Source organism: Rhodococcus sp. P4_F5, from assembly GCF_056401315.1.
Genome location: NZ_JBFUJP010000007.1, coordinates 1 through 20649, shown reverse-complemented (window position 1 = coordinate 20649; position 20649 = coordinate 1). Strand labels below are relative to the sequence as shown.

The window sequence follows — 20649 nt, the reverse complement described above, 5'->3', positions numbered from 1 at the left end:
TAGTCGGGAGCAATCAGTGGAGCTCGTCATCGGGCGTGTGGCCAAGTCGCACGGGATCCGGGGAGAGCTGGCCGTAGACATACGGACAGACGACCCCGATCAGCGCTTTGCCGTAGGCACAGTCCTGCACGGCCGCAAGCCCCGCGAGCAGAAACTCACCAGTTACACGGTGGAGGCCGCCCGGGAACACTCCGGGCGGCTTCTGCTGCGTCTGCGCGGTATCGACGATCGGACCAAGTCCGACGCCATGCGCGGAACACTCTTCCTGGTCGATCCTGCGGATCTTCCGCCCTCGGACGACCCCGACGAGTTCTACGACCATGAACTCGAGGGCCTCGCGGTCCGGTTGACCGACGGCACCCCCGTCGGCACCGTGCTCGAGGTGCTGCACTCCGCGGCGGGCGAACTGCTCTCCGTCCGCCCCGAGGGCCAGGACGCGGGGGAGCTCCTCGTCCCGTTCGTCGCGGCGATCGTCACGTCGGTGTCCGTTGCCGACGGCGTGATCGAGATCGACCCTCCCGAAGGACTTCTGGATCCGGAGTAAGCCGTGCGCCTCGATGTCATCACGATCTTTCCCGAGTACCTCGAACCGCTCCGGACGGCGCTGCTGGGCAAGGCCATCGACAAGGGCCTGATCTCGGTGGGCGTCCGCGACCTGCGGGACTGGACCCACGACGTGCACAAGGCCGTCGACGACTCACCGTACGGTGGCGGCCCCGGCATGGTCATGAAGCCGACCGTGTGGGGCGACGCGCTCGACGAGGTGCTCGGCACCGAACCCGACGACGACGTCGTCCTCGTGGTCCCCACCCCGGCCGGCGTGCCGTTCACCCAGGCCACCGCGCACCGGTGGGCGGGGGAGAAGCGCCTCGTCTTCGCCTGCGGCCGGTACGAGGGCATCGACCAGCGGGTCTTCGACGACGCCGCCCGGCGGGTGCGCGTCGAGGAGGTCAGCATCGGCGACTACGTGCTGATCGGCGGCGAGGCCGCCGTGCTGGTGATGGTCGAGGCCGTGGTCCGGCTGCTGCCGGGAGTGCTCGGCAATCAGCAGTCACACCAAGAGGATTCGTTCTCCGACGGGCTGCTCGAGGGGCCCAGCTACACCCGTCCGGTGAGCTGGCGCGGGCTGGACGTCCCCCCGGTGCTGCTGTCCGGGAACCACGCGCACGTCGAGGCCTGGCGCCGGGAGCAGTCGCTCGCCCGGACCGCGGAGCGCCGGCCCGACCTGCTGCCCTGAGCTCACTGCGTCCCAACCCCGGCGGTCGGCGTTCTAGCCGATTCGCCCGTCCGGGAACAGGATTCGTACCACCCCGGTGAGGGTGGCGCGCGCATGCTCGGCGCTGGCGTCGTCCGCGGCGTTGGTCAGTGAGGTGTCCGGGTAGGTCGTCGCCTCGTCRTCCAGGTCGTCGTCGAAGCTGTCGCCGGCGTGCCGGTTCGGCGGTCGGGCCCCCTCGTAGGTGACCTCCTCGCGGGAGACGAGCGCCAGCACGTAGCGGTCGTCGGGGCCGGCCACCCCCGTCGTCAGATGGATCCACCGCCCCGCGGTGCAGCACATCCAGCCCTGCTTGACGGCCAGTTCCGGCTGATCGGGGAGTCCGTCCGGGAGCCCGAAACCCTGGTCGTAGCCGTCCGCGGACTCCGCGCTCGCGGACCTCAGGTGCTCCGTCATCTCGCGCCGGTGGGCCGCGTCGAGTCCGCCGCGCCCGTCGAGCAGTCCGGAGTAGTAGCCGACGAGGTCGGCCGCGGTGGTGAGGGTGTTCCACCAGTTGCCGTCGTACGGCGCGGAGGTGGCGGTGAGCCCGTACCGCGCGGCCACGTCGTCGACGATCTCGCTGCCGCCGTACTCGGCCCACAACACGTTCGCGGCGTCGTCGTCGGAGTGCTCGAGCATCCGGCCGACCAGATCGCGCTCGTCCTCGTCGAGTTCGAACGACTCGGTCGACTCGCGGTACGCCAACTCATCGGCGATGAAGAGCTTTGCGACGGAAGCGGTTTCGACGGAATCGGCGTCCGCGGATCCGAGGTAGCGGTGGTCGCGACGGTCGAGCAGTGCGATCGAGACCTCCGCGCCACGTCCGAGCGCGGACCGGGTCGCCTCGGTCACCCGGTCCTCGATGCCGGGCGAGAACAACTCCGGCGTCGTGGTCGGCGGCATCGGCGTGGGCAGGGCCGCCGCGGGGGCGGGTGGCGGTGCGGCGACGCGCGTGTCGACGGGCACGGCGGGGTCCGCGGACACGCCCGGGATGAGGCCGGACCATTCCTCGGCGGACATCTCCGCTCCGGGCGTGGTGGTGCACCCGGCGGCCACGCCGACTGCCAGGCACAGCGCGGCCAGACGCCCCGCGCGACCGTTCATGCCCACCCTTTCGATCCAATCCGGCATTGCTCTCGGCCGCAAGGCCGACAACAGGCTAGCGGTAGGGTCGATCGTCGTGACCTCAGCTCTGAAATCAGTGAACCAGCGAATCGCCGAGGAACTCGACGTTCGGGAAGAACAGGTGCGGGCTGCGGTCGACCTGCTCGACGGCGGGGCGACGGTGCCCTTCATCGCCCGGTACCGCAAGGAGGTGACCGGCACCCTGGACGACGCGCAGCTGCGCGACCTCGAGGAACGGCTGCGGTACCTGCGTGAGCTCGACGAGCGCCGGCTCGCGGTGCTCGAGTCGATCCGGTCCCAGGACAAGCTGGACCCGCAGCTCGAGGACCAGATCATGCTCGCCGACACCAAGGCGCGCCTCGAGGACATCTACCTGCCGTTCAAGCCGAAGCGTCGAACCAAGGCGCAGATCGCGCGCGAGGCCGGGCACCAGCCGGTGGCCGACGCCCTGCTGACCGACCCGACCACCGATCCCGCGCAGTACACGGCGGAACAGCTCGACGGCGCGCGCTCCATCCTGGTCGAGCAGTTCGCGGAGGACGCGGACCTGGTCGGGGAGCTGCGCGAGCTGATGTGGACCCGCGGCCAGGTCAAGTCCGCCGTCCGCAAGGGCAAGGAGACCGAGGGCGCCAAGTTCGCGGACTACTTCGAATTCTCCGAGCCCTTCGGGAAGCTGCCGAGCCACCGCATTCTCGCGATGTTCCGCGGCGAGAAGGAGGAGGTGCTCTCGCTGACCCTGGACCCGGAGACCGAGGAGCAGGCGCCGGGGGTGGCCAGCGTCTACGAGGGCCGGATCGCCTCGAAGTTCGGCGTCGCCGACCGCGGGCGTCCGGCGGACCGGTGGCTGCTCGACACCGTGCGATGGGCATGGAAGACGAAGATGCTCATCACCCTCGGCATCGACACCCGGATGCGGTTGCGGCAGTCCGCCGAGCGCGACGCCGTCGACGTGTTCGCGATGAACCTCAAGGACCTGCTGCTGGCCGCGCCCGCGGGCACCCGCGCGACGATGGGCCTGGACCCGGGGTTCCGCACCGGCACGAAGGTCGCCGTCGTCGACTCCACCGGCAAGGTGCTCGCGTACGACACCATCTACCCGCACCAGCCGGCGAACAAGTGGGACCAGTCCCTGGCCACGCTCGCCGCGCTGGCCGCCAAGCACAAGGTCGACCTGATCGCAATCGGCAACGGCACCGCCTCGCGGGAGACGGACGCGCTGGCGGCGGACCTGATCAAGAAGTTCCCCGAGGCCGGGCTGACCAAGGTGATGGTCTCGGAGGCCGGCGCGTCGGTGTACTCGGCGTCCGCCTACGCCTCTGCCGAACTGCCGGACCTGGACGTGTCGATCCGCGGCGCGGTGTCCATCGCGCGGCGGCTGCAGGACCCGCTCGCGGAACTGGTGAAGATCGACCCGAAGTCCATCGGCGTCGGCCAGTACCAGCACGACATCTCCGAGACCCTGCTGGCGCGCTCGCTGGCCGCGGTCGTCGAGGACGCGGTGAACGCGGTCGGCGTCGACGTCAACACCGCCTCGGTGCCGCTGCTCGCGCGGGTCTCGGGGATCACCGGATCGCTGGCCGAGTCGATCGTCGCGCACCGCGACGCGAACGGACCGTTCCGCAGTCGCCGCGGCCTCAAGGACGTGGCGCGGCTCGGCCCCAAGGCCTTCGAGCAGTGTGCCGGCTTCCTCAAGATCACCGACGGCGACGACCCGCTCGACGCGTCGGCCGTGCACCCCGAGGCATACCCGGTGGTGCGGCGGATCGTCGGGGCCAGCGGGTGCGGGGTCAAGGAGATCATCGGCAACACCGCCACCCTGCGCGGCCTGCGCCCGCAGGACTTCGCGGACGAGACGTTCGGCCTGCCCACCGTCACCGACATCATCGCGGAACTCGAGAAGCCGGGCCGCGACCCGCGTCCGGAGTTCAAGACCGCCACGTTCGCGTCGGGCGTGGAGAAGGTGGCCGACCTCGAGCCCGGCATGACGCTCGAGGGCGTCGTCACCAACGTCGCGGCCTTCGGCGCGTTCGTCGACGTCGGGGTGCACCAGGACGGGCTGGTGCACGTCTCGGCGATGTCGCACAACTTCGTCAAGGACCCGCGTGAGGTGGTCAAGTCCGGTGACGTGGTCCGGGTCAAGGTGATGGAGGTGGACCTGCCGCGCCAGCGGATCGGGTTGAGCCTGCGTCTGGACGACGAGCCCGGCGCCGCCAAGCAGGACGGCCCGCGCGGTCAGGGCGGCGGGCAGCGTCAGGGCGGTCAGCGGGACGGCGGATCACGTCATGGCGGCGGCCAGCGTGGTGGCGGTCAGCGTGGTGGTGGCCAGCGTCAGGGCAGCGGGTCGGCGGCCGGCAGCCCCGCGGGCGGCTCGATGGCCGACGCCCTCCGGAAGGCCGGCTTCGGCAAGTAGGCAGCTCCGCTGCTGGTGCGCGGTTTGCGGGTCCGACCCGCAAACCGCGCACGAGCGCCGAAGGTTCAGTAGCCGCCGAGGCCCTTGCCGATCATCACCACGCCGATCACCAGCAGCAGCGTCGCCATCACGGCCGCATTGTTGGCGGTCAGCCAGGACTTGAGGTCCTGCAGCCACGCCGTCGCGCGCTCGCGGGCGGCGAAGTAGGCGATCACCGGTACCGCCACCGTGCTGGCGGCCAGCACGGTGAACACGATCCCGGTGACGACGAGTGTCCCGCCGCTGGCGTCGAGCTGCGCGACGGCCACCGCGGCGCCGATGATCATCAGCAGGTTCTTCGGGTTCACCGCGGACAACGCGAAACCCAGGCCGAGGGCCTTGCCGGGGGTGACCTTGTCGATCGCGGCGAGCCACCCGGGCATCGTCGGTTCCTCGCCGGGCCGCGGGCGCCCGCGCCACTGCTTGACCGCGAGCCCGAGCAGCGCCACACCGAGGACGATCTTGATCGTCGCGGTGGTGGCGTTGCCGCCGTCGCCGGTGCCGAGGTCCACCGCGCTCGCGATCGCGACGAACACCGTGTAGCCCACCGCGATGCCCAGCACCCAGCCGACGGCGAAGGACGTCGCGGTGCTGCCCGCCTTCGGCGTCAGCAGCATCAGGATCGCCGCGATGATCGGGATCGGGCTGATCGCGACGCCGAGGGCGAGGGGGAGTACGTCACCTATTGCTGTTCCCATGGGCGGGAGCCTGTCAGGGCGACGGTCGCGCCGGACCATCCCTGGCGGGTGAAGTGTTCCGGCTGCGCGGAATACGGGCCGGGTGACATGCTCGACGCATGGTGTCGAGTACCGAGCCGGAGGAAGCCGTGCCGAGCAAGACCGTGTTGACCAAGACCGCATCGACGAAGACTCCGTCCACGAAGACTGCGTCGACCAAGGACATGTCCTGGATCCCCGGGGGGCTCTTCTGGATGGGCTCCGAGGACTTCTACCCGGAGGAGCGCCCGGTCCACCAGGTTCAGGTGGACGGGTTCTGGATGGACACCCACCAGGTGACGGTCGCCGAGTTCCGCCGGTTCGTCAAGGACACCGGGCACGTCACGGTCGCCGAGACCGCGCCCGACGCCGCCGACTACCCCGACGCGGACCCGGCGCTGCTGGTGCCGGGGTCGCTCGTGTTCACGCCGCCGCCCGGACCGGTCTCGCTCGACGACTACCACCAGTGGTGGTCCTGGGTGCCGGGCGCCGACTGGCGTCACCCCGAAGGCCCGCAGAGCAATGTCGGTGGGCGCGAACGACATCCGGTGACGCACGTCGCGCACACCGATGCGCTGGCCTACGCGGCCTGGGCGGGCAAGGACCTGCCCACCGAGGCGGAGTGGGAGTTCGCGGCCCGCGGCGGGCTGGACCGGGCCGTGTACTCCTGGGGCGACGAGTACACCCCCGGTGGCCGGCAGCAGGCCAACACCTGGCAGGGCCAGTTCCCGTGGGAGAACCTGGCCGAGGACGGCTTCGTCGGCACCTCGCCGGTCGGCAGCTTCCGGCCCAACGGGTACGGCCTGGTCGACATGGCAGGCAACGTGTGGGAGTGGACGACGGACTTCCACACCGCGGACCACAGCGTCAGCGGCAAGAACGTCGCGCCCGCGAGTTCGTGCTGTATCCCCAGCAACCCGAGGATCGACGCGGCCGCCCCGCGCGACGGGGAGGTGTACCCGCGCCGGGTGATCAAGGGCGGCTCGCACCTGTGCGCCCCGAACTACTGCCTGCGCTACCGGCCCGCGGCCCGCCAGGGCGAGACCGAGGAGACCTCGACCTGTCACGTGGGCTTCCGGTGCGTGGTGCGGGGGCAGGGACCGGGCTGATGCACCGCTGGCTGCAGGACGAGATCATTGCGCACGGCAGGTTGCCGCTGCTGTTCTTCCTGCTGGGCTTCATCGGCGGCTTCGTGTTCATCCGGTTGAGCGTGCGGATGATCCGCGCGAAGGTGCGGTGGTGGCCCGGGAACGTCACACCCGGTGGCCAGCACGTGCACCACGTGGTGTTCGGGGTGATCGCGATGCTGGTCTCGGGGGTCGCACTGATCGCCGTGTACGAGGACGCCACCCAGACCACCGGCGCCGCGCTGGCGGCCTGCTTCGGGATCGGGGCGGCGCTGGTCCTCGACGAGTTCGCCCTGATCTTCTACCTGAAGGACGTGTACTGGGAGGAGCAGGGGCGGGCCTCGTTGGACGCGGTGTTCGTGGCACTCGCGGTGACGGGACTGCTGCTCGTCGGCGCCCGGCCCGACGCAATCGTCAACGTCTCGGACTTCCGCGACRACCCCGAGGCCTGGGTGCGGGTGGTGCTCGCGGTGGGCGTGCTGATCAGTCTCGCGGTCGCCGCCGTGGTGATCGCGAAGGGCAAGATCTGGACCGGTCTGTTCGGGATGTTCTTCTTCCCGATGCTGCTGGTCGGGTCGATCCGGCTGAGCCGGCCCGGTGCGCCCTGGGCGCGGTGGCGGTACGCGGACAAGCCGAAGAAGATGCGGCGCGCACTCGAACGGGAGAAGCGGTACCGCCGGCCGATGATCCGGGCCAAGATCTACGTGCAGGACCTGATCGCGGGCAAGCCGAGCGTCGCGCACGCGGTGGCCGCCACCGAGGTGGAACTCGAACGCACCGTGCATGCGGCGCCGCCGCCCCCACCGCGCGAGCACGCCGTCCGCTGACGCCCGGTTTCGTCCGCGACGTGCACGTCTGGCACAATTGACGGGTTGCCTGTCACAGGCACACCGACCTAATCGGAGTACGAACCAGCCGAGGACCGTTCACGCGGTGCCGCTCGGTTCCTCTACTCACGCGAAAACGCAAGGATGGATCAATCGATGAACACTCTGGACTTCCTGGACGCCAAGTCCCTCCGCGAGGACATTCCCGCGTTCCGTCCCGGTGACACCCTGAACGTGCACGTCAAGGTCATCGAAGGCTCGAAGGAGCGCGTGCAGGTCTTCAAGGGCGTCGTGATCCGTCGCCAGGGCGGCGGCGTCCGCGAGACCTTCACCGTCCGCAAGGTTTCCTTCGGCGTCGGCGTCGAGCGCACCTTCCCGGTGCACAGCCCCAACATCGCCGAGATCGAGGTGCTGACCCGCGGTGACGTGCGTCGCGCCAAGCTGTACTACCTGCGCGACCTCCGTGGCAAGGCCGCGAAGATCAAGGAAAAGCGCTGAGCTTTCAGCTCCATTCAGAGTTAGCCCGGTCCGGGTTTCCCGGGCCGGGCTAACCTGTTCCAGTGGTAGATACCCCGCACGAATCGACAGTGCCCTCAGCCGGCGCAGACGGCCCCGACGCGACGTCGGAGAAGCCGCAGAAGAAGCCCCGCTCGTTCTTGCGGGAGCTGCCCATCCTCATCCTCGTCGCCCTGTTGATGAGCTTCCTCCTGCAGACCTTCGTCGGTCGCGTGTACCTGATTCCGTCGGAGTCGATGGAACCCACCCTGCACGGCTGCGCCGGATGTACCGGAGACCGGATCTTCGTCGAGAAGATCGGCTACCGCTTCGGCGACCCGAGTCCCGGTGACGTGGTGGTGTTCAAGGGTCCGGAGTCCTGGAACGGCGGCTGGACGTCCACCCGCTCCGACAACGCGGTGATCCGCGGGATCCAGGAAGTGGGCTCGATGGTCGGCCTGGTGCCGCCGGACGAGAACGACCTGGTCAAGCGCGTGATCGCCACCGGCGGCCAGACGGTCGAGTGCTGTGACGAGCAGGGCCGGATCCTCGTCGACGGCAAGCCGTTGGACGAGAACTACGTGGTCACCGACTTCCCCTTCACCCCGGGCATCCAGACCTGCGACACCCCGCTCAAGTCGGGTCGCTGCTTCGGGCCGTACACGGTGCCCGAGGGCAACCTGTGGGTGATGGGCGACAACCGCAGCAACTCCGCTGACTCGCGCTACCACGTCGGCGACGAGTACAACGGCACGGTGCCGGTGGACAATGTCATCGGCAAGGCCGTCGCGATCGTCCTGCCGCCGTCGCGGTGGGGGCTGATCGATTCGCCCGACATCCAGAGCAACTGAGAAACCGAGTACCCGAGCACGTGAGCAGTTGGCCACCACGGACCGTCATTCGCAGAGCCGCCGGCCTGCGGACGATGGAGTCCGCTCTCATCCGCACCGGGCTCGGACCGGTCGCGGGCGTCGACGAGGCGGGCCGGGGCGCGTGCGCCGGTCCGTTGGTGGTGGCGGCGTGCGTGCTGGGACCGAAGCCGCACGCGGCGCTCGCTGGGCTCGACGACTCGAAGCGACTGACCGAACGGGTCCGGGAGGAGCTCTTCCCGGTGATCCAGCGGCTCGCCCGGGCCTGGTGCATCGTGGAGATCCCGGCGTGGGAGGTCGACCGCCTGGGGGTGCACGTCGCCAACATCGAGGGCATGCGCCGCGCGGTGGCCGGGCTGTCGCCGGCGCCGGGATACGTTCTGACGGACGGGTTCCGGGTGCCGGGGCTGCCCGCGCCGTCGCTTCCGGTGATCGGCGGTGACGCCGCCGCGGCCTGCATCGCCGCCGCCAGCGTGCTCGCGAAGGTCTCGCGGGACCGGACCATGGTCGCGCTGGACGAGACGATCCCCGGCTACGGCTTTGCCGGGCACAAGGGTTACAGCACGGCCGCGCACACCGCGGCGATGACCGCGCTCGGGCCCAGTCACGAGCACCGGATGTCGTACGCGAACGTCGCCGCGGCCCGGTCGGCCCGGCCCGCAGCAGAGGTCGCGGGCGGAAGTGTGGGCGGGCGAACAGCAGGCGAAATGTACACCGCGGCCGTCGGTGCGCGATGATGGTGATTCACCCCAGAGCAGGAGGACGTCGAAGCCGATGAGTGCCGAAGATCTCGAGAAGTACGAAACGGAGATGGAGCTGTCGCTCTACCGTGAGTACAAGGACATCGTCGGCCAGTTCGCCTACGTCGTCGAGACCGAACGCCGGTTCTACCTGGCGAACTCGGTGGAGCTGATCCCGCACAACGCGGACGGGGAGATCTACTTCGAGGTGCGGATGGCCGACGCCTGGGTGTGGGACATGTACCGCCCGGCCCGGTTCGTCAAGCACGTGCGGGTGATCACGTTCAAGGACGTGAACGTCGAGGAGCTGGAGAAGTCCGACCTGCGGCTGCCCGAGAACGGCCCGTTCGGCGACTAGCGCGCGTGCGTGGCTCGGATCGGCCGCGTTCACACACCTGCTGTCCCCATCACACCCCCGTAGAGCGTTCAACGGGGGTGTGATGGGGACAAGGGGTATGTGCGCGAGACCGGTGAGCGCCGACCTCAGGCGACGGTGACGCCGTTCTCGAGCAGGGTGGTCCGCAGCACGAACGCGGCCTCGCCGCCGAGGATCCCGTCGACCAGGTCGAGGTAGCGGCCCACGAACTCGGGCCCGTGCGGAGCCAGTTCGGTGTCGTCCGGTTCGAGGTGGTGCGCCAACTCGTGCAGCACCACCAGCTCCCGCAGCGCCCACGAGCTGCCGCGGCGGTGCAGCGGGACGGCCACGGTGGCGGTCGCCGGCTCGTAGTGCGCGGCCGTCGCGCCGGCCCGCGCGCGGACGGTGACCACGGCGGCCGCCCGGGGCCATTCGGCGCGCACCCAGTTCAGGGACCGCACCCGGTCGAGGTAGTCCTGCACCGACTCCACCGACGCGAACTTCCGCTCCACCGGCAGCGTGATCCGCGAGCCGAACAGCTCGAGTTCACGGCCGGTGCCGGTGTCGGCGCGGTCGAAGATGCGGCGGACCACCGTCTCCGCCTCGTACACGCGGGAGCGCTGGCCGTCCCGGAGAGCGCTCACCGCGTGGGGCCGGAGAGCTGCCGGCGCGCCGACGGCAGCTCGGGCGCCTGGCCGAGACGGGCCACCCGGCCGGCCCGGTCGCCGGCGTGGCGGGCCTTCGAGGAGTGCCCCGCGGTGGCCCGGGCACCGCGCCAGGAGCCTCGGGCCGAGGACGTCTGGGCGTAGAAGTCGGCCAGCTCGACCTGCTTGTCCCGCAGCACCAGCGCCGTCCCGGTCGGCTGGCCGCCCTCGCCCGGGGCTGCGTCGCGCACCGCGTCGGCCTCGGCGGCCGCCTTGGCGGTGGCCAGCCGCTCGCCGATCCGGGCGGCGAACGCCAGCTGGAAGTTCAGCCGGGCGGTGACGCCGGCGACCGGCCGGTGCGCGCCCGAGGCGAGGAAGGCGTCGGAGGCCCGCACCATCTGCACCAGCAGGCCGGCGTACAGCGCCTCGCAGGCGTCGATGTCGGTGCCGAAGCCGTACGCGAACACCTGGGTGGAGTTGTGGGCCACATCGCACTGCACGTCGTTGGCCGCGGCGATGCTGACGAACAGGTGCACGTAGGTGCGCAGGCCCTTCCTGCCGGTCTCGCCGATCCGGATGGCGCGCTGGACGGGGGAGACGCGCTGCTCCCGGCGTGAGGTGTGCGCCCGCGCGACCGCGAGGTCGATCGAGGTGACCGTCGCGAGGCGCTGGGCGGCCTCCATGAACGCCTGTGCCTCGTGCGGGTTCGTGGTGGACTCGGCCTGGCGCAGCAGCCCGCCGATCCGCGCCAGCATCTTCTCGGAACTCACGCCGACGAGGGTAGACGCCGTGACCGACACCGGCGGCGGTGTGCCTGTCGTTGCCGCGACGGGGAGGGCACAATTCACGCTGCCGGTACATCGAGCAGAGGAGTCATCGTGGACGACGCCGACATGCAGATCGGTCTCGAGGCGGCGCGCGCTCACCTCGCGTCGCAGCCCTTCAGCGTCCTGCTGGGTGCCCGCCTCGTCTCGTTCGACGCGGACGGTGCCCGCATCGAGCTGGACACGAGGCCGGAGCTGTTGCAGCAGAACGGGTTTCTGCACGGCGGCGTCCTCGCCTACGCGGCCGACAACGCCCTGACCTACGCGGGCGGGACGGTGCTGGGCCCGGCGGTGCTCACCGGTGGGATGACCATCGAGTACATGCGGCCCGCGGACGGGCCGACGCTGCGCGCGACGGCGTGGGTGGTGCACGCGGGCAGCCGCCGCGCGGTCTGCGCGTGCGAACTGGAGACGGTCGCCGAGGACGGCAGCAGCCGGCTGTGCGCGGTCGCGCAGGGGACCGTCTTCCCGGTGTGACGGCGCCGCTTCCGGCGAATCGGCCCACGCGTCGCCGCGGGCCGCCCGCTGATCCCGCGGGGCCGCGATCGGCGGAGGTCAGAGCCCCGCACCGCGGTTGTCCACAGCCGCCGGATCTGTCCACAGGGCCGACGTTTCCGGTGGTGACCCGGGACCGCCGACCGGGTCGGCGAGGCATCGTCGGGCCATGGCACGAAACCTGGAGTTGGGCGCACAGGGCGAGGACCTGGCCGCCGGTCACCTCGCCGCCGGCGGCATGACGATCCTCGAACGGAACTGGCGGTGCCGCTACGGCGAGCTGGACGTGATCGCCACGGACGGCGACACGGTGGTCTTCGTCGAGGTGAAGACGAGGTCCGGTCGCGGCTACGGCACCCCGGCGGAGGCGGTGACCTTCGCGAAACAGTCGCGGATACGGCGGCTGGCCGGACTGTGGCTGCGGGAGCAGCCGCGGGGCTGGACGCGGGTGCGCTTCGACGTGGTCTCGGTGCTGGTCGAGCCCGGCCACGAGCCGACGCTCGAACATCTCCGGGCGGTGTTCTGATGACGCTGGGGCGCGCGCACTCGGTGGCGGTGCGCGGGGTGGAGGGTCAACTGGTGGAGATCGAGGCGGACATCGGCCGGGGCCTGCCCGGGGTGCACCTGGTGGGCCTGCCGGACACCGCGCTGCAGGAGTCACGGGACCGGGTGCGCGCCGCGGTCGCCAATTCCGGTGAGAAGTGGCCGGATTCACGGGTGATCCTGGCGCTCTCGCCCGCCACCCTGCCGAAGGGCGGCAGCATGTACGACCTCGCGCTGGCCTGCGCGGTGCTGGTCGCGGACGGCCGGGTGCCGGCGGCGGACCTCGACCGCAGCGTGTTGCTCGGCGAGCTTGCCCTGGACGGGAGACTGYGGGCGGTGCGAGGGGTGCTGCCCGCGGTCCTCGCCGCCAAGCAGGCCGGCTGGCCGTCGGTGGTGGTGCCCTACCCGGCGCTGGCGGAGGCGGGCCTGGTCGACGGCATCGAGGTGCTGGGGGCGCGCGACCTCACCGAGGTGATCTGCTGGCTGCGCGGGGGGCTGAAGCTGACCGCGCCGACGCCGATGCAGGCGGACCCGGAGCCGGTGACGGCGGACCTCAGCGATGTCGCGGGCCAGGGGGAGGCCCGCCTCGCGTTGGAGATCGCCGCCGCCGGAGCCCACCACCTGATGCTGACCGGCCCGCCCGGGATCGGCAAGACCATGCTGGCGCAACGGCTTCCCGGCGTGCTGCCGCCGCTGAGCGACGGGGAGGCGCTGGAGGTGACGGCGATCCACTCGGTGGCCGGCCTGCTCACCATCGAACGGCCGTTGATCACCGAGCCGCCGTTCGTGGCCCCGCACCACACCTGCTCGGTCAGCGCGCTGGTCGGCGGCGGCTCCGGGATGGCCAGGCCCGGCGCGGTGAGCCGGGCGCACCGCGGCGTGCTGTTCCTCGACGAGTGCGCGGAACTGGGCGTCAAGGCGCTCGAGGCGCTGCGCACCCCGCTCGAGGACGGCGAGGTGCGGATCGCCCGCCGCGACGGTGTGGCCCGCTACCCGGCGCGATTCCAGCTGGTCCTCGCCGCGAACCCGTGCCCCTGCGCACCGCCGCGCGAGGTGGACTGCATCTGCACCCCGACCGTCCGCCGGCGCTACCTCGGCAAGCTGTCGGGGCCGTTGCTGGACCGGGTGGACCTGCGGGTGCGGATGCGCGAGCTGTCCGTCGGGGCGCTCAACGGCGACGCCGCGGAGTCCACCGCGTCGGTGCGCGAGCGGGTGTCGACCGCACGCGCCGCCGCCGTCGCGCGCTGGCAGGAGTTCGGGTGGCGCACCAACGCCGAGGTGCCCGGTCCCGCCCTGCGGCAACGCTTTCGGCTGTCCCGGCGGGCCCTCGTGCCGCTCGAACGGGGGCTGCGGGAGGGTCAGATCACCGCCCGCGGCGCGGACCGCGCGCTGCGGGTGGCGTGGACGCTGTCCGACCTGGAGGGACTGCCGGTGCCGGGCGAGGACGAGGTGGGCCTGGCGCTGGGCTTCCGGGAGCTGGGCTTCAAGGATCGGAGCGGCGCGTGAACACCAGGGCGGCGGCCTGGGCGTACCTGTCCCAGGTGGCGCAGGGGCCGTGCGCGCCGCTGGTGGAACTGGTGCGGGCGGTCGGCCCCGAGGAGGCCGCGCGGGCCGTGCGCGGGGCGCAACTGCCGGAGGTGTTGCGCGCCCGGACGCAGGCGCGCCGGCACCTGGACACGGCCGAGCGGGACCTCGCGCTGGTCGAGCGGCTCGGCGGCCGACTTCTGACCCCCGACGACGAGGACTGGCCGGAGTGGAAGCTGCTCGCCTTCGACGGGGTCGAGCCCCGGGCGGACCGGGAGTCGGCGCCGCCGCTGGCGCTGTGGGTGCTCGGCGGCGGTTCGGTGGCGGGGCTGACCGAACGCGCGGTCGCGGTGGTGGGGACCCGGGCGGCCAGCGGCTACGGCGAGCACGCGACGAGTCAGTTCGTCGACGACCTGGCGGGGGAGGGCTGGACCGTGGTCTCCGGGGCGGCCTACGGCATCGACGGCGCCGCGCACCGGGCGGCGCTGGCGGCGGGCACGCCGACCGTGGCGGTGCTGGCCTGCGGGGTGGACCGGGCCTACCCCGCGGGCCACGGGCGGCTGCTGCGGGAGATCGCGAAGGAGGGCCTGGTGGTCAGCGAGTACGCGCCCGGTACGCCGCCGGCCCGGTACCGGTTCCTGGCGCGGAACCGGCTGGTCGCGGCGCTGGCGAACGCGGTCCTGGTGGTCGAGGCCGGTGCCCGCAGCGGGGCCCGCAACACCGCCGCCTGGGCCGCGCGCCTGGGCCGGCCGGTCCTGGCGGTGCCGGGGCCGGTGACCTCCGCCGCGTCGGTGGGCTGTCACCGGATGATCCGGGACGGCGAGGCCCGGCTGGCGGCGCGGGCGGCGGACGTCGCCGAGGCGGCCGGGCCGATCGAGGTGGGGGAGCCGGAGTCCGGTCCGGCGCGCCGGCTGGACGGGCTGTCGGCAAGGGCGGCGCAGGTGTACGAAGCGTTCCCGGCGTCGGGTTCGGTTGGGGTGCGGGAACTCTCGGAGGGGTCGGGGTTGCCACTGAACTCGGTGCGGGGCGCGTTGCCGGTGTTGGAGATGAGCGGGTTGATCGACTCGGACGAGACGGGTTGGTTCCGGCGGTGAGGCGAAACGGTCGCGGGGACGGGCGGATTCGGGCGGACGTGGGTGCGATAGCCTGCAGCGGTCATGATCGTCGAGGTCATGGGAAGCCGGTGCGAATCCGGCGCGGTCCCGCCACTGTGAGTGCCTCCCCGCGGGAGGCACGTAGCCAGATACCACCCTCGTCGACGCTCGATCACGCCACGAGGATGGACCGATCACACGATGAATGTTGCAGGCGGAGCCCTGTCCGCGCCACGAGCAGAGCGCGCGGACCGCCGCGGCCGGCGGACCGTGCTGGTGCTGCGGCCGACGGTCAGCGGGGTCGACGAGAAGTCCGCGGAGCGGCTGCTGCGCGAGGTGCGCGGCCACCGGGACGGCGACGTCACCCTGGCCTACCTCGACGCGGCCACCCCGACGCTGCACGACGCCCTCGACGCGGCCGTCGCCGACGGCCTGGGCGCGGTGCTGCTGCTGCCGGTGGCGGTCCCGCGCGACCGCTACCTGATCACCTGGACGCAGAGGGCCGTCGCGAACTGGCGCGAGACGCGCGCCGGCGCCGACCTCCTGGTCACCTTCGGCGAGGACACCGGCGCCGAGACCGCCGTCGCCGCGGCAGTGGCGTCGGCCTGCGACGGTGCGGGATCGGCCGTCACGGCGAGCCCCGCCTCGTACCGCAGCCCCGCCTGGTCGGAGATCGAACCGCACCGCGACCACGTGCTGGTGTGCAAGGGGCCCCGGTGCATGGCCTACGGCGCCGGGCCGGTGCACCGCGCGCTGACCGCGGCCGCGAAGGCGGCGCCGCAGCCCGCACTGATGGTGACCGCGTCTGGCTGCCTGAGCCCGTGCAACCTGGGGCCGCTGGTGGTCGTCTACCCCCGCGGGGAGTGGTTCGCCGGGCTCGACCCGGACGACGCCGAGACCCTGGTGGCGGACCTGGTGTGCGGGACGGACGAACTCACGGGCAAGCGGGTTCGCGGGGGTTTCGACGACTGACGGCGCTCACCGAGGTCCGGAGCCCTCGCGGGGGCTGATCTGGACGGCGCGCCACTCGCTTGGTGTCTGATCGAACTGGCTTCGAAACCACCTCGTGAAGCTGCCGGGGGTGGAGAACCCCAGCAGCAGGGCGACCTCGGTCAGCGAGTACCGCGGGTTCGTCACGAACCGTTCGGCGAACGAGATGCGCACCGAGTTGAGCACCGAGGTGAACGTCTCGCCGGACGCCGCGAGCTGCCGGTGCACGGTCCGCCGGTCCACCCCGAGGCTCCGGGCGACCTGCTCGACGGAACAGCGGCCGGTGGGCAACAGGACCTCGATCAGCTCGCGGGTCCGGTCCAACGCCGTCGTCTCCGTGGAGGCGGGGAGCCCGTCCAGGAGTTGCCGGGCGTAGGGCCGCAGCAGCTCGTCGGACAGCTGGTTCGGGGCATTGAGATCGTTGGCGTAGAACACGATGCCCGTGGTCTCGTACTCGAATTCCACCGTGTTGCCGAATATTCGGCGATACGTGCTGGTGTCTGCCGGCGCGGGATGCGTGAAACCGACCGTGACGGGCTGCCAGCGGGAGCCGAGGAAGCCGCGAAGGATCTGATGGGTCGCGCCGACGGCGAGCTCGATCGACTGACGGGAGTCGACGGTCTCGCCGAGGTCCAGGCCGATCCGTAGCGTGGCCAGTCCGCTGGCCTCGGTCAACCGGATTCGCAGGGCCTCGTTGTAGGTGTGCTCGTAGCGGATCAGCACCTCCAACGCGCTCCGGACGTCGGGCTCCTCCCGGATCACCAGGCTGAGCGGGCCGAGGTTGGACAGCCGTCGAAGCTCCGCCAGCCGCAGCCCGAAGTCGTCGCGTCCGGAGGCCGCCGCCGAGTTCGCGAGCAGTCGGACGATGGCGGCGGCGGAGGCCCACTGGTCCTGGACCGACAGGCCCGCGGGGTTCAGGCCGACCTCGCGCATGAGGGCGGCGGCGTCGACACCGACCGACTGGCAGAGCTCGATGTAGCGGTTGAGTGACGCGTATCTGGCGAGGGGTTTCAAGACCTTGGCTCCGTTCAACCGGGTGATGTCCCGAAATGACGTGTTGCATGTCCCGCTAAGTGAAGCATGTGATGGGCGCCGCACCTAATGTCTGTTGCATCACATCGAAACCATGAGGAAGGGCGGTGCCGGACAATGACGATCTCGACGAGCGTGCTGCAGGCCTCCGGCGCGGCACCGACGGCGTGGCAACCCCGCGACCTCGCGGCCGACGACTCGTGGCGTTACGCGATCTCCCCGGCCCACCTCGCTGAGATGGACACGGCGCTCGCCTCCGTGCGCAACCAGAGCACCCCGCTGCTGCAGGTCACCCGCGAGCTCTTCCCGCTGCCGACTCTCGGCGACATGCTCGAGCGCGTCGCCGCGGACCTGGAGAGCGGATACGGGCTCGCGGTGGTGCAGGGACTGCCGGTGGCCCACCACGGCCGCGCCGACCTCCGGACCGTTTTCTGGGGGATCGGGCAGCACCTCGGAATCCCGGTCTCGCAGAACTCCTCGGGCCAGAAGCTGACCAGCGGTTCGACGACGGAGGCCTTCGCCTCGGGTGGCTCGGACGTCCAGGCGGTGCTCTGCCTGGGAACCCGTCACCGCGTCTCCGTGGTCAGCTCGGGTGCGGTCTACCGCGAGGTCTCGAGTCGCCGCCCCGACCTGGCCGACCGCATGTTCGGCCCCTGGTACTTCGATCGCCGGGGCGAGGAACTGCCCGGCGGGGCGCCGTACTACTCGACGCCGATGGCGTGCTGGTCCGACGACAAGCTCAGCGTCCGGTACGCCCGAAGCGACATCGCGGCCGCGCAACGCCACCCGGATGTGCCGCGGCTGGGACGCGCCGAGGAGGAGCTGCTCGACCTGGTCGACGACCTCGCGAGCTCCGACGCCTTCCGGTTCGACATCGACCTCGAGCCGGGCGACCTGCTCCTCGTGAACAACTACACGACCCTGCACTCGACCGCGGACACCGGCGTGACGGATCCCGATCGGCACCCGCTGACCCTCTGGTTGAGCCTGCGCCAGGGGCGACCGCTGCCGCCGAACTTCCTGGTCGACGGCGACGATCACGCCGACGGACCGGGTCGGGGCGGCATCCCGCCACGCGACGTGATCGTGCCGTCCGGCCCCGCGACCGCCCGGCCCCGAGACCGGCGGATCGGCGCCCACTGACCGAAGGCAACTCGACCTCGGATCGCCCGGCTGCACCCGGGACGGTCCACCCGACCACCGACCAGGCTGCCCACCGCGGCCGACCTCAACTGCACGAACTCCGAACGAGTCGAGCATCCAAAGATTGGAGAACCCGTGGCACACGCCATTCGCTTCTACGAGACCGGTGCCCCCGAAGTCATGAAGTGGGAGACCGTCGAGGTCGGCGAGCCCGGAGCGGGCGAGGTCCGCGTCCGCCACGAGGCGGTCGGACTCAACTTCGCCGACACCTACTTCCGCAGCGGCCTGTACCCCGCCGCGCTGCCCGCCGGGATGGGTGTCGAGGCCGCCGGTGTGATCCAGGCGGTCGGCGCCGGTGTGGAGGGCTTCAAGGAGGGTGACCGGGTCACCTACACGGGCAGTCCGCTCGGCGCGTACAGCACCGAGCGGGTGATGCCGGCGGACTCGCTGATCGCGCTCCCCGACGGGATCGAGTTCGAGACCGCGGCCGCCATGACCATGCGCGGACTGACCGCGTCCTACCTGCTGCGTCGCATCCACCCGCTGAAGGCCGGCGACACCGTGCTGCTGCACGCCGCCGCCGGTGGTGTCGGCCTGATCTTCACGCAGTGGGCAAAGCTGCTCGGGATCACCGTGATCGGCACCGTGTCGAGCGACGCCAAGGCCGAGGTCGCCCGTGCACACGGCTGCGACCACGTCATCGTGTACACCCGTGAAGACGTGGTGGCCCGGGTCCGGGAACTCACCGACGGCAAGGGTGTGCCGGTCGTGTTCGACAGCATCGGCCAGTCGACCTTCGAGATCTCGCTCGACTCGTTGGCGCGGCGCGGCCTGCTGGTCTGCTTCGGCACCGCGTCGGGTCCGACCCCGCCGATCAACGCACAGATGCTGGCCGTCAAGGGTTCGCTCTACGTGACCCGGCCGGCACTGGCCGACTACATCGCCGACCCGGCCGAGCGCGCCGAACTGGCGGGCGAGCTCTTCTCCCACGTCGAGGCGGGCCGCATCAAGATCGGCATCAACCAGCGCTATGCGCTCGAGGATGCGGTCCAGGCGCACCACGACCTGGAGTCCGGCCGCAGCATCGGCTCCTCCGTCTTCACCGTCTGAGGACAAAAGCTCCTCTCCCACATCCCCTCTCTGCCGGAGCCGACGGCGACGCGGCCACAGCAGTAGCGACCCCCAGAGGAATCGTCATGACCACCACCATCGCATCGCCGGAAACGGCGTCCGCCCCCGCTTCGTCGATCAAGGTCGAGCGACTCACCTGCTCGATCGGCGCGGAGCTCTCCGGAGTGAACCTCGGCGAGGTCTCACGGGACGAGGCCCTGTTCGCCGAGCTGCGGGCGCTGCTGCTCGAGCACAAGGTGCTGTTCTTCCGCGACCAGGACATGAGCCGTGACGAACACGTCGCGCTCGCCGAGCGGTTCGGCGCCCTCGAGGACCACCCGGCGTTGGGCAGCGATCCGGACCACCCGGGCCTGGTCCGGATCTACAAGGACCTCGACAGCGCGCCCGAGCACTACGAGAACGCCTACCACTGCGACGCGACGTGGCGGGAGAACCCGCCGATGGGTTGCGTGCTGCGCTGCATCGAGGGGCCCGAGGTCGGTGGCGACACCATCTGGGTGAACATGGCGCTCGCCTACGAGAACCTGCCCGAGCGTGTCAAGGAGCAGATCCAGGGGCTGCGGGCCAAGCACAGCATCGAGTCGAGTTTCGGTGCGGCGCTGTCCGAGGAGAAGCGGCACGCGCTCAAGGATCGGTTCCCCGACGCCGAGCACCCCGTCGTGCGGACCCACCCCGAGACGGGCGAGAAGATCCTCTTCGTCAACTCCTTCACCACCCACCTGGTGAACTACCACACCCCGGAGCACGTCCGATACGGGATCGACTACGCCCCCGGCGCGAGCAACCTCCTGAACTACCTGACGAGTCAGGCCGCGATCCCCGAGTACCAGGTCCGGTGGCGCTGGACGAAGAACAGCGTCGCGATCTGGGACAACCGCTCCACCCAGCACTACGCCGTCCAGGACTACTGGCCCGCGGTCCGAAAGATGGAGCGCGCCGGGATCGTCGGCGACAAGCCGTTCTGACCTGTCACACCTGACACACCCCTCACCCTCATACGAATGGAGTAGTTCCATGAATTTCCACGACGACGCATTCTTCCCGGAGAACCAGGACAAGCTGGTCATCACCGTCGCCCCGTACGGCCCGGAGTGGGCGGTCGAGGACTTCCCCGAGGACCTGCCCCTGACGATGGACGAGCACGTCCAGCAGGCCGTCGACTGCTTCGAGGCCGGCGCCACCGTGCTGCACATCCACGTCCGCGAGGAGGACGGCAAGGGCTCCAAGCGCCTGTCGAAGTTCAACGAGCTCCTCGGCCGCCTCCGCGAGGCCGT

At 71.0% G+C, this 20649-nt stretch carries 22 protein-coding genes, 1 pseudogene and 1 riboswitch; of the genes and pseudogenes, 18 read left to right on the top strand and 5 right to left on the bottom strand.

Translation table 11 applies throughout. The features are described 5' to 3' along the window. The first annotated feature begins 16 nt into the window (after nucleotides 1-16). Together rimM and trmD are read left to right on the top strand one after the other, a co-directional pair. On the top strand, nucleotides 17-544 hold the full coding sequence (gene rimM / locus AC1DU4_RS05650) for a ribosome maturation factor RimM (RefSeq protein WP_477838081.1): 528 nt from the start codon (nucleotides 17-19) through the stop codon (nucleotides 542-544). A gap of 3 nt (nucleotides 545-547) precedes the next feature. Then, the gene (trmD, locus tag AC1DU4_RS05645; RefSeq protein ID WP_477838080.1) at nucleotides 548-1237 is read left to right on the top strand and encodes a tRNA (guanosine(37)-N1)-methyltransferase TrmD; all 690 of its coding nucleotides are present in this window, start codon (nucleotides 548-550) and stop codon (nucleotides 1235-1237) included. 33 nt (nucleotides 1238-1270) lie between these two features. Here the strand turns inward: trmD and AC1DU4_RS05640 are convergent, their stop codons facing one another. Further along, nucleotides 1271-2356, bottom strand: a complete 1086-nt coding sequence (locus tag AC1DU4_RS05640; protein ID WP_477838079.1) for a serine hydrolase — start codon at nucleotides 2354-2356, stop codon at nucleotides 1271-1273. Between the two features lie 76 nt (nucleotides 2357-2432). On the opposite strand from AC1DU4_RS05640, the gene AC1DU4_RS05635 reads away from it, so the two are divergent. After that, on the top strand, nucleotides 2433-4787 hold the full coding sequence (locus AC1DU4_RS05635; RefSeq protein WP_477838078.1) for a Tex family protein: 2355 nt from the start codon (nucleotides 2433-2435) through the stop codon (nucleotides 4785-4787). Between the two features lie 65 nt (nucleotides 4788-4852). On the opposite strand, the gene AC1DU4_RS05630 is transcribed toward AC1DU4_RS05635, so the two are convergent. Beyond that, entirely contained in the window at nucleotides 4853-5524 is a 672-nt protein-coding gene (locus tag AC1DU4_RS05630; protein WP_477838077.1) for a GAP family protein, read from the bottom strand. A gap of 203 nt (nucleotides 5525-5727) precedes the next feature. On the opposite strand from AC1DU4_RS05630, the gene AC1DU4_RS05625 reads away from it, so the two are divergent. The 6 genes and pseudogenes from AC1DU4_RS05625 (at nucleotide 5728) to AC1DU4_RS05600 (ending at nucleotide 9958) form a co-directional block, all read left to right on the top strand. After that, nucleotides 5728-6651: a formylglycine-generating enzyme family protein gene (locus tag AC1DU4_RS05625; protein WP_477838148.1), complete on the top strand. Its 924-nt coding sequence runs from the start codon at nucleotides 5728-5730 to the stop codon at nucleotides 6649-6651. Further along, nucleotides 6651-7568 (top strand): annotated as a pseudogene (locus tag AC1DU4_RS05620) (hypothetical protein). The gene AC1DU4_RS05625 and the pseudogene AC1DU4_RS05620 overlap by 1 nt, the downstream one beginning before the upstream one ends. An 84-nt stretch (nucleotides 7569-7652) precedes the next feature. Then, nucleotides 7653-7994: a 50S ribosomal protein L19 gene (gene rplS / locus AC1DU4_RS05615; protein ID WP_072846979.1), complete on the top strand. Its 342-nt coding sequence runs from the start codon at nucleotides 7653-7655 to the stop codon at nucleotides 7992-7994. A gap of 89 nt (nucleotides 7995-8083) precedes the next feature. Beyond that, nucleotides 8084-8842: a signal peptidase I gene (gene lepB / locus AC1DU4_RS05610; protein WP_477838076.1), complete on the top strand. Its 759-nt coding sequence runs from the start codon at nucleotides 8084-8086 to the stop codon at nucleotides 8840-8842. Between the two features lie 20 nt (nucleotides 8843-8862). Then, entirely contained in the window at nucleotides 8863-9597 is a 735-nt protein-coding gene (locus AC1DU4_RS05605; RefSeq protein WP_477838075.1) for a ribonuclease HII, read from the top strand. Nucleotides 9598-9634: 37 nt separating this feature from the next. After that, nucleotides 9635-9958, top strand: coding sequence for a DUF2469 domain-containing protein (locus AC1DU4_RS05600; RefSeq protein ID WP_072846964.1), 324 nt, complete (start codon nucleotides 9635-9637; stop codon nucleotides 9956-9958). Between the two features lie 125 nt (nucleotides 9959-10083). Here the strand turns inward: AC1DU4_RS05600 and AC1DU4_RS05595 are convergent, their stop codons facing one another. Further along, a complete protein-coding gene (locus AC1DU4_RS05595) occupies nucleotides 10084-10599 on the bottom strand; it encodes a TIGR04338 family metallohydrolase (protein ID WP_477838074.1) in 516 nt (171 codons plus the stop codon). After that, a complete protein-coding gene (locus AC1DU4_RS05590; RefSeq protein ID WP_477838073.1) occupies nucleotides 10596-11369 on the bottom strand; it encodes a DUF2786 domain-containing protein in 774 nt (257 codons plus the stop codon). Before AC1DU4_RS05590 ends, AC1DU4_RS05595 begins: the two co-directional genes overlap by 4 nt. 123 nt (nucleotides 11370-11492) lie before the next feature. On the opposite strand from AC1DU4_RS05590, the gene AC1DU4_RS05585 reads away from it, so the two are divergent. The 5 genes from AC1DU4_RS05585 (at nucleotide 11493) to AC1DU4_RS05565 (ending at nucleotide 16051) form a co-directional block, all read left to right on the top strand. Further along, nucleotides 11493-11900: a PaaI family thioesterase gene (locus tag AC1DU4_RS05585; protein ID WP_477838147.1), complete on the top strand. Its 408-nt coding sequence runs from the start codon at nucleotides 11493-11495 to the stop codon at nucleotides 11898-11900. Nucleotides 11901-12087: 187 nt separating this feature from the next. Further along, nucleotides 12088-12444, top strand: coding sequence for a YraN family protein (locus AC1DU4_RS05580; RefSeq protein WP_072846966.1), 357 nt, complete (start codon nucleotides 12088-12090; stop codon nucleotides 12442-12444). Next, the gene (locus AC1DU4_RS05575) at nucleotides 12444-13967 is read left to right on the top strand and encodes a YifB family Mg chelatase-like AAA ATPase (protein WP_477838072.1); all 1524 of its coding nucleotides are present in this window, start codon (nucleotides 12444-12446) and stop codon (nucleotides 13965-13967) included. The genes AC1DU4_RS05580 and AC1DU4_RS05575 overlap by 1 nt, the downstream gene beginning before the upstream one ends. Continuing rightward, nucleotides 13964-15079, top strand: coding sequence for a DNA-processing protein DprA (gene dprA / locus AC1DU4_RS05570; protein ID WP_477838071.1), 1116 nt, complete (start codon nucleotides 13964-13966; stop codon nucleotides 15077-15079). The genes AC1DU4_RS05575 and dprA overlap by 4 nt, the downstream gene beginning before the upstream one ends. Nucleotides 15080-15102: 23 nt before the next feature. After that, nucleotides 15103-15253, top strand: a riboswitch (cobalamin riboswitch). A gap of 27 nt (nucleotides 15254-15280) precedes the next feature. Then, nucleotides 15281-16051, top strand: coding sequence for a (2Fe-2S) ferredoxin domain-containing protein (locus tag AC1DU4_RS05565; RefSeq protein WP_477838070.1), 771 nt, complete (start codon nucleotides 15281-15283; stop codon nucleotides 16049-16051). A 6-nt stretch (nucleotides 16052-16057) separates the two neighbouring features. Here AC1DU4_RS05565 and AC1DU4_RS05560 read toward each other — a convergent pair whose 3' ends face one another. Further along, the gene (locus AC1DU4_RS05560; RefSeq protein WP_477838069.1) at nucleotides 16058-17083 is read right to left on the bottom strand and encodes an AraC family transcriptional regulator; all 1026 of its coding nucleotides are present in this window, start codon (nucleotides 17081-17083) and stop codon (nucleotides 16058-16060) included. Nucleotides 17084-17218: 135 nt separating this feature from the next. Between AC1DU4_RS05560 and AC1DU4_RS05555 the strand changes: the two genes are divergently transcribed. From AC1DU4_RS05555 to AC1DU4_RS05540, 4 genes are all read left to right on the top strand, one after another. Beyond that, the gene (locus AC1DU4_RS05555; protein ID WP_477838068.1) at nucleotides 17219-18244 is read left to right on the top strand and encodes a TauD/TfdA family dioxygenase; all 1026 of its coding nucleotides are present in this window, start codon (nucleotides 17219-17221) and stop codon (nucleotides 18242-18244) included. Nucleotides 18245-18379: 135 nt separating this feature from the next. Further along, nucleotides 18380-19354, top strand: coding sequence for a quinone oxidoreductase family protein (locus AC1DU4_RS05550; protein ID WP_477838067.1), 975 nt, complete (start codon nucleotides 18380-18382; stop codon nucleotides 19352-19354). Between the two features lie 86 nt (nucleotides 19355-19440). Beyond that, complete coding sequence (locus AC1DU4_RS05545; RefSeq protein ID WP_477838066.1) at nucleotides 19441-20340, top strand: TauD/TfdA dioxygenase family protein; 900 nt, start codon at nucleotides 19441-19443, stop codon at nucleotides 20338-20340. A gap of 49 nt (nucleotides 20341-20389) precedes the next feature. Beyond that, a partial coding sequence (locus AC1DU4_RS05540; RefSeq protein ID WP_477838065.1) for a 3-keto-5-aminohexanoate cleavage protein occupies nucleotides 20390-20649 on the top strand: 260 nt, incomplete at its 3' end.

Excerpts from the sequence above, each read along its gene's own strand:
- AC1DU4_RS05630 (WP_477838077.1), bottom strand. The coding sequence starts at position 5,524 with ATGGGAACAGCAATAGGTGACGTACTCCCCCTCGCCCTCGGCGTCGCG.
- AC1DU4_RS05625 (WP_477838148.1), top strand. The coding sequence starts at position 5,728 with ATGTCCTGGATCCCCGGGGGGCTCTTCTGGATGGGCTCCGAGGACTTC.
- rplS (WP_072846979.1), top strand. The coding sequence starts at position 7,653 with ATGAACACTCTGGACTTCCTGGACGCCAAGTCCCTCCGCGAGGACATT.
- AC1DU4_RS05600 (WP_072846964.1), top strand. The coding sequence starts at position 9,635 with ATGAGTGCCGAAGATCTCGAGAAGTACGAAACGGAGATGGAGCTGTCG.
- AC1DU4_RS05585 (WP_477838147.1), top strand. The coding sequence starts at position 11,493 with ATGCAGATCGGTCTCGAGGCGGCGCGCGCTCACCTCGCGTCGCAGCCC.
- AC1DU4_RS05580 (WP_072846966.1), top strand. The coding sequence starts at position 12,088 with ATGGCACGAAACCTGGAGTTGGGCGCACAGGGCGAGGACCTGGCCGCC.
- AC1DU4_RS05565 (WP_477838070.1), top strand. The coding sequence starts at position 15,281 with ATGAATGTTGCAGGCGGAGCCCTGTCCGCGCCACGAGCAGAGCGCGCG.
- AC1DU4_RS05555 (WP_477838068.1), top strand. The coding sequence starts at position 17,219 with ATGACGATCTCGACGAGCGTGCTGCAGGCCTCCGGCGCGGCACCGACG.
- AC1DU4_RS05545 (WP_477838066.1), top strand. The coding sequence starts at position 19,441 with ATGACCACCACCATCGCATCGCCGGAAACGGCGTCCGCCCCCGCTTCG.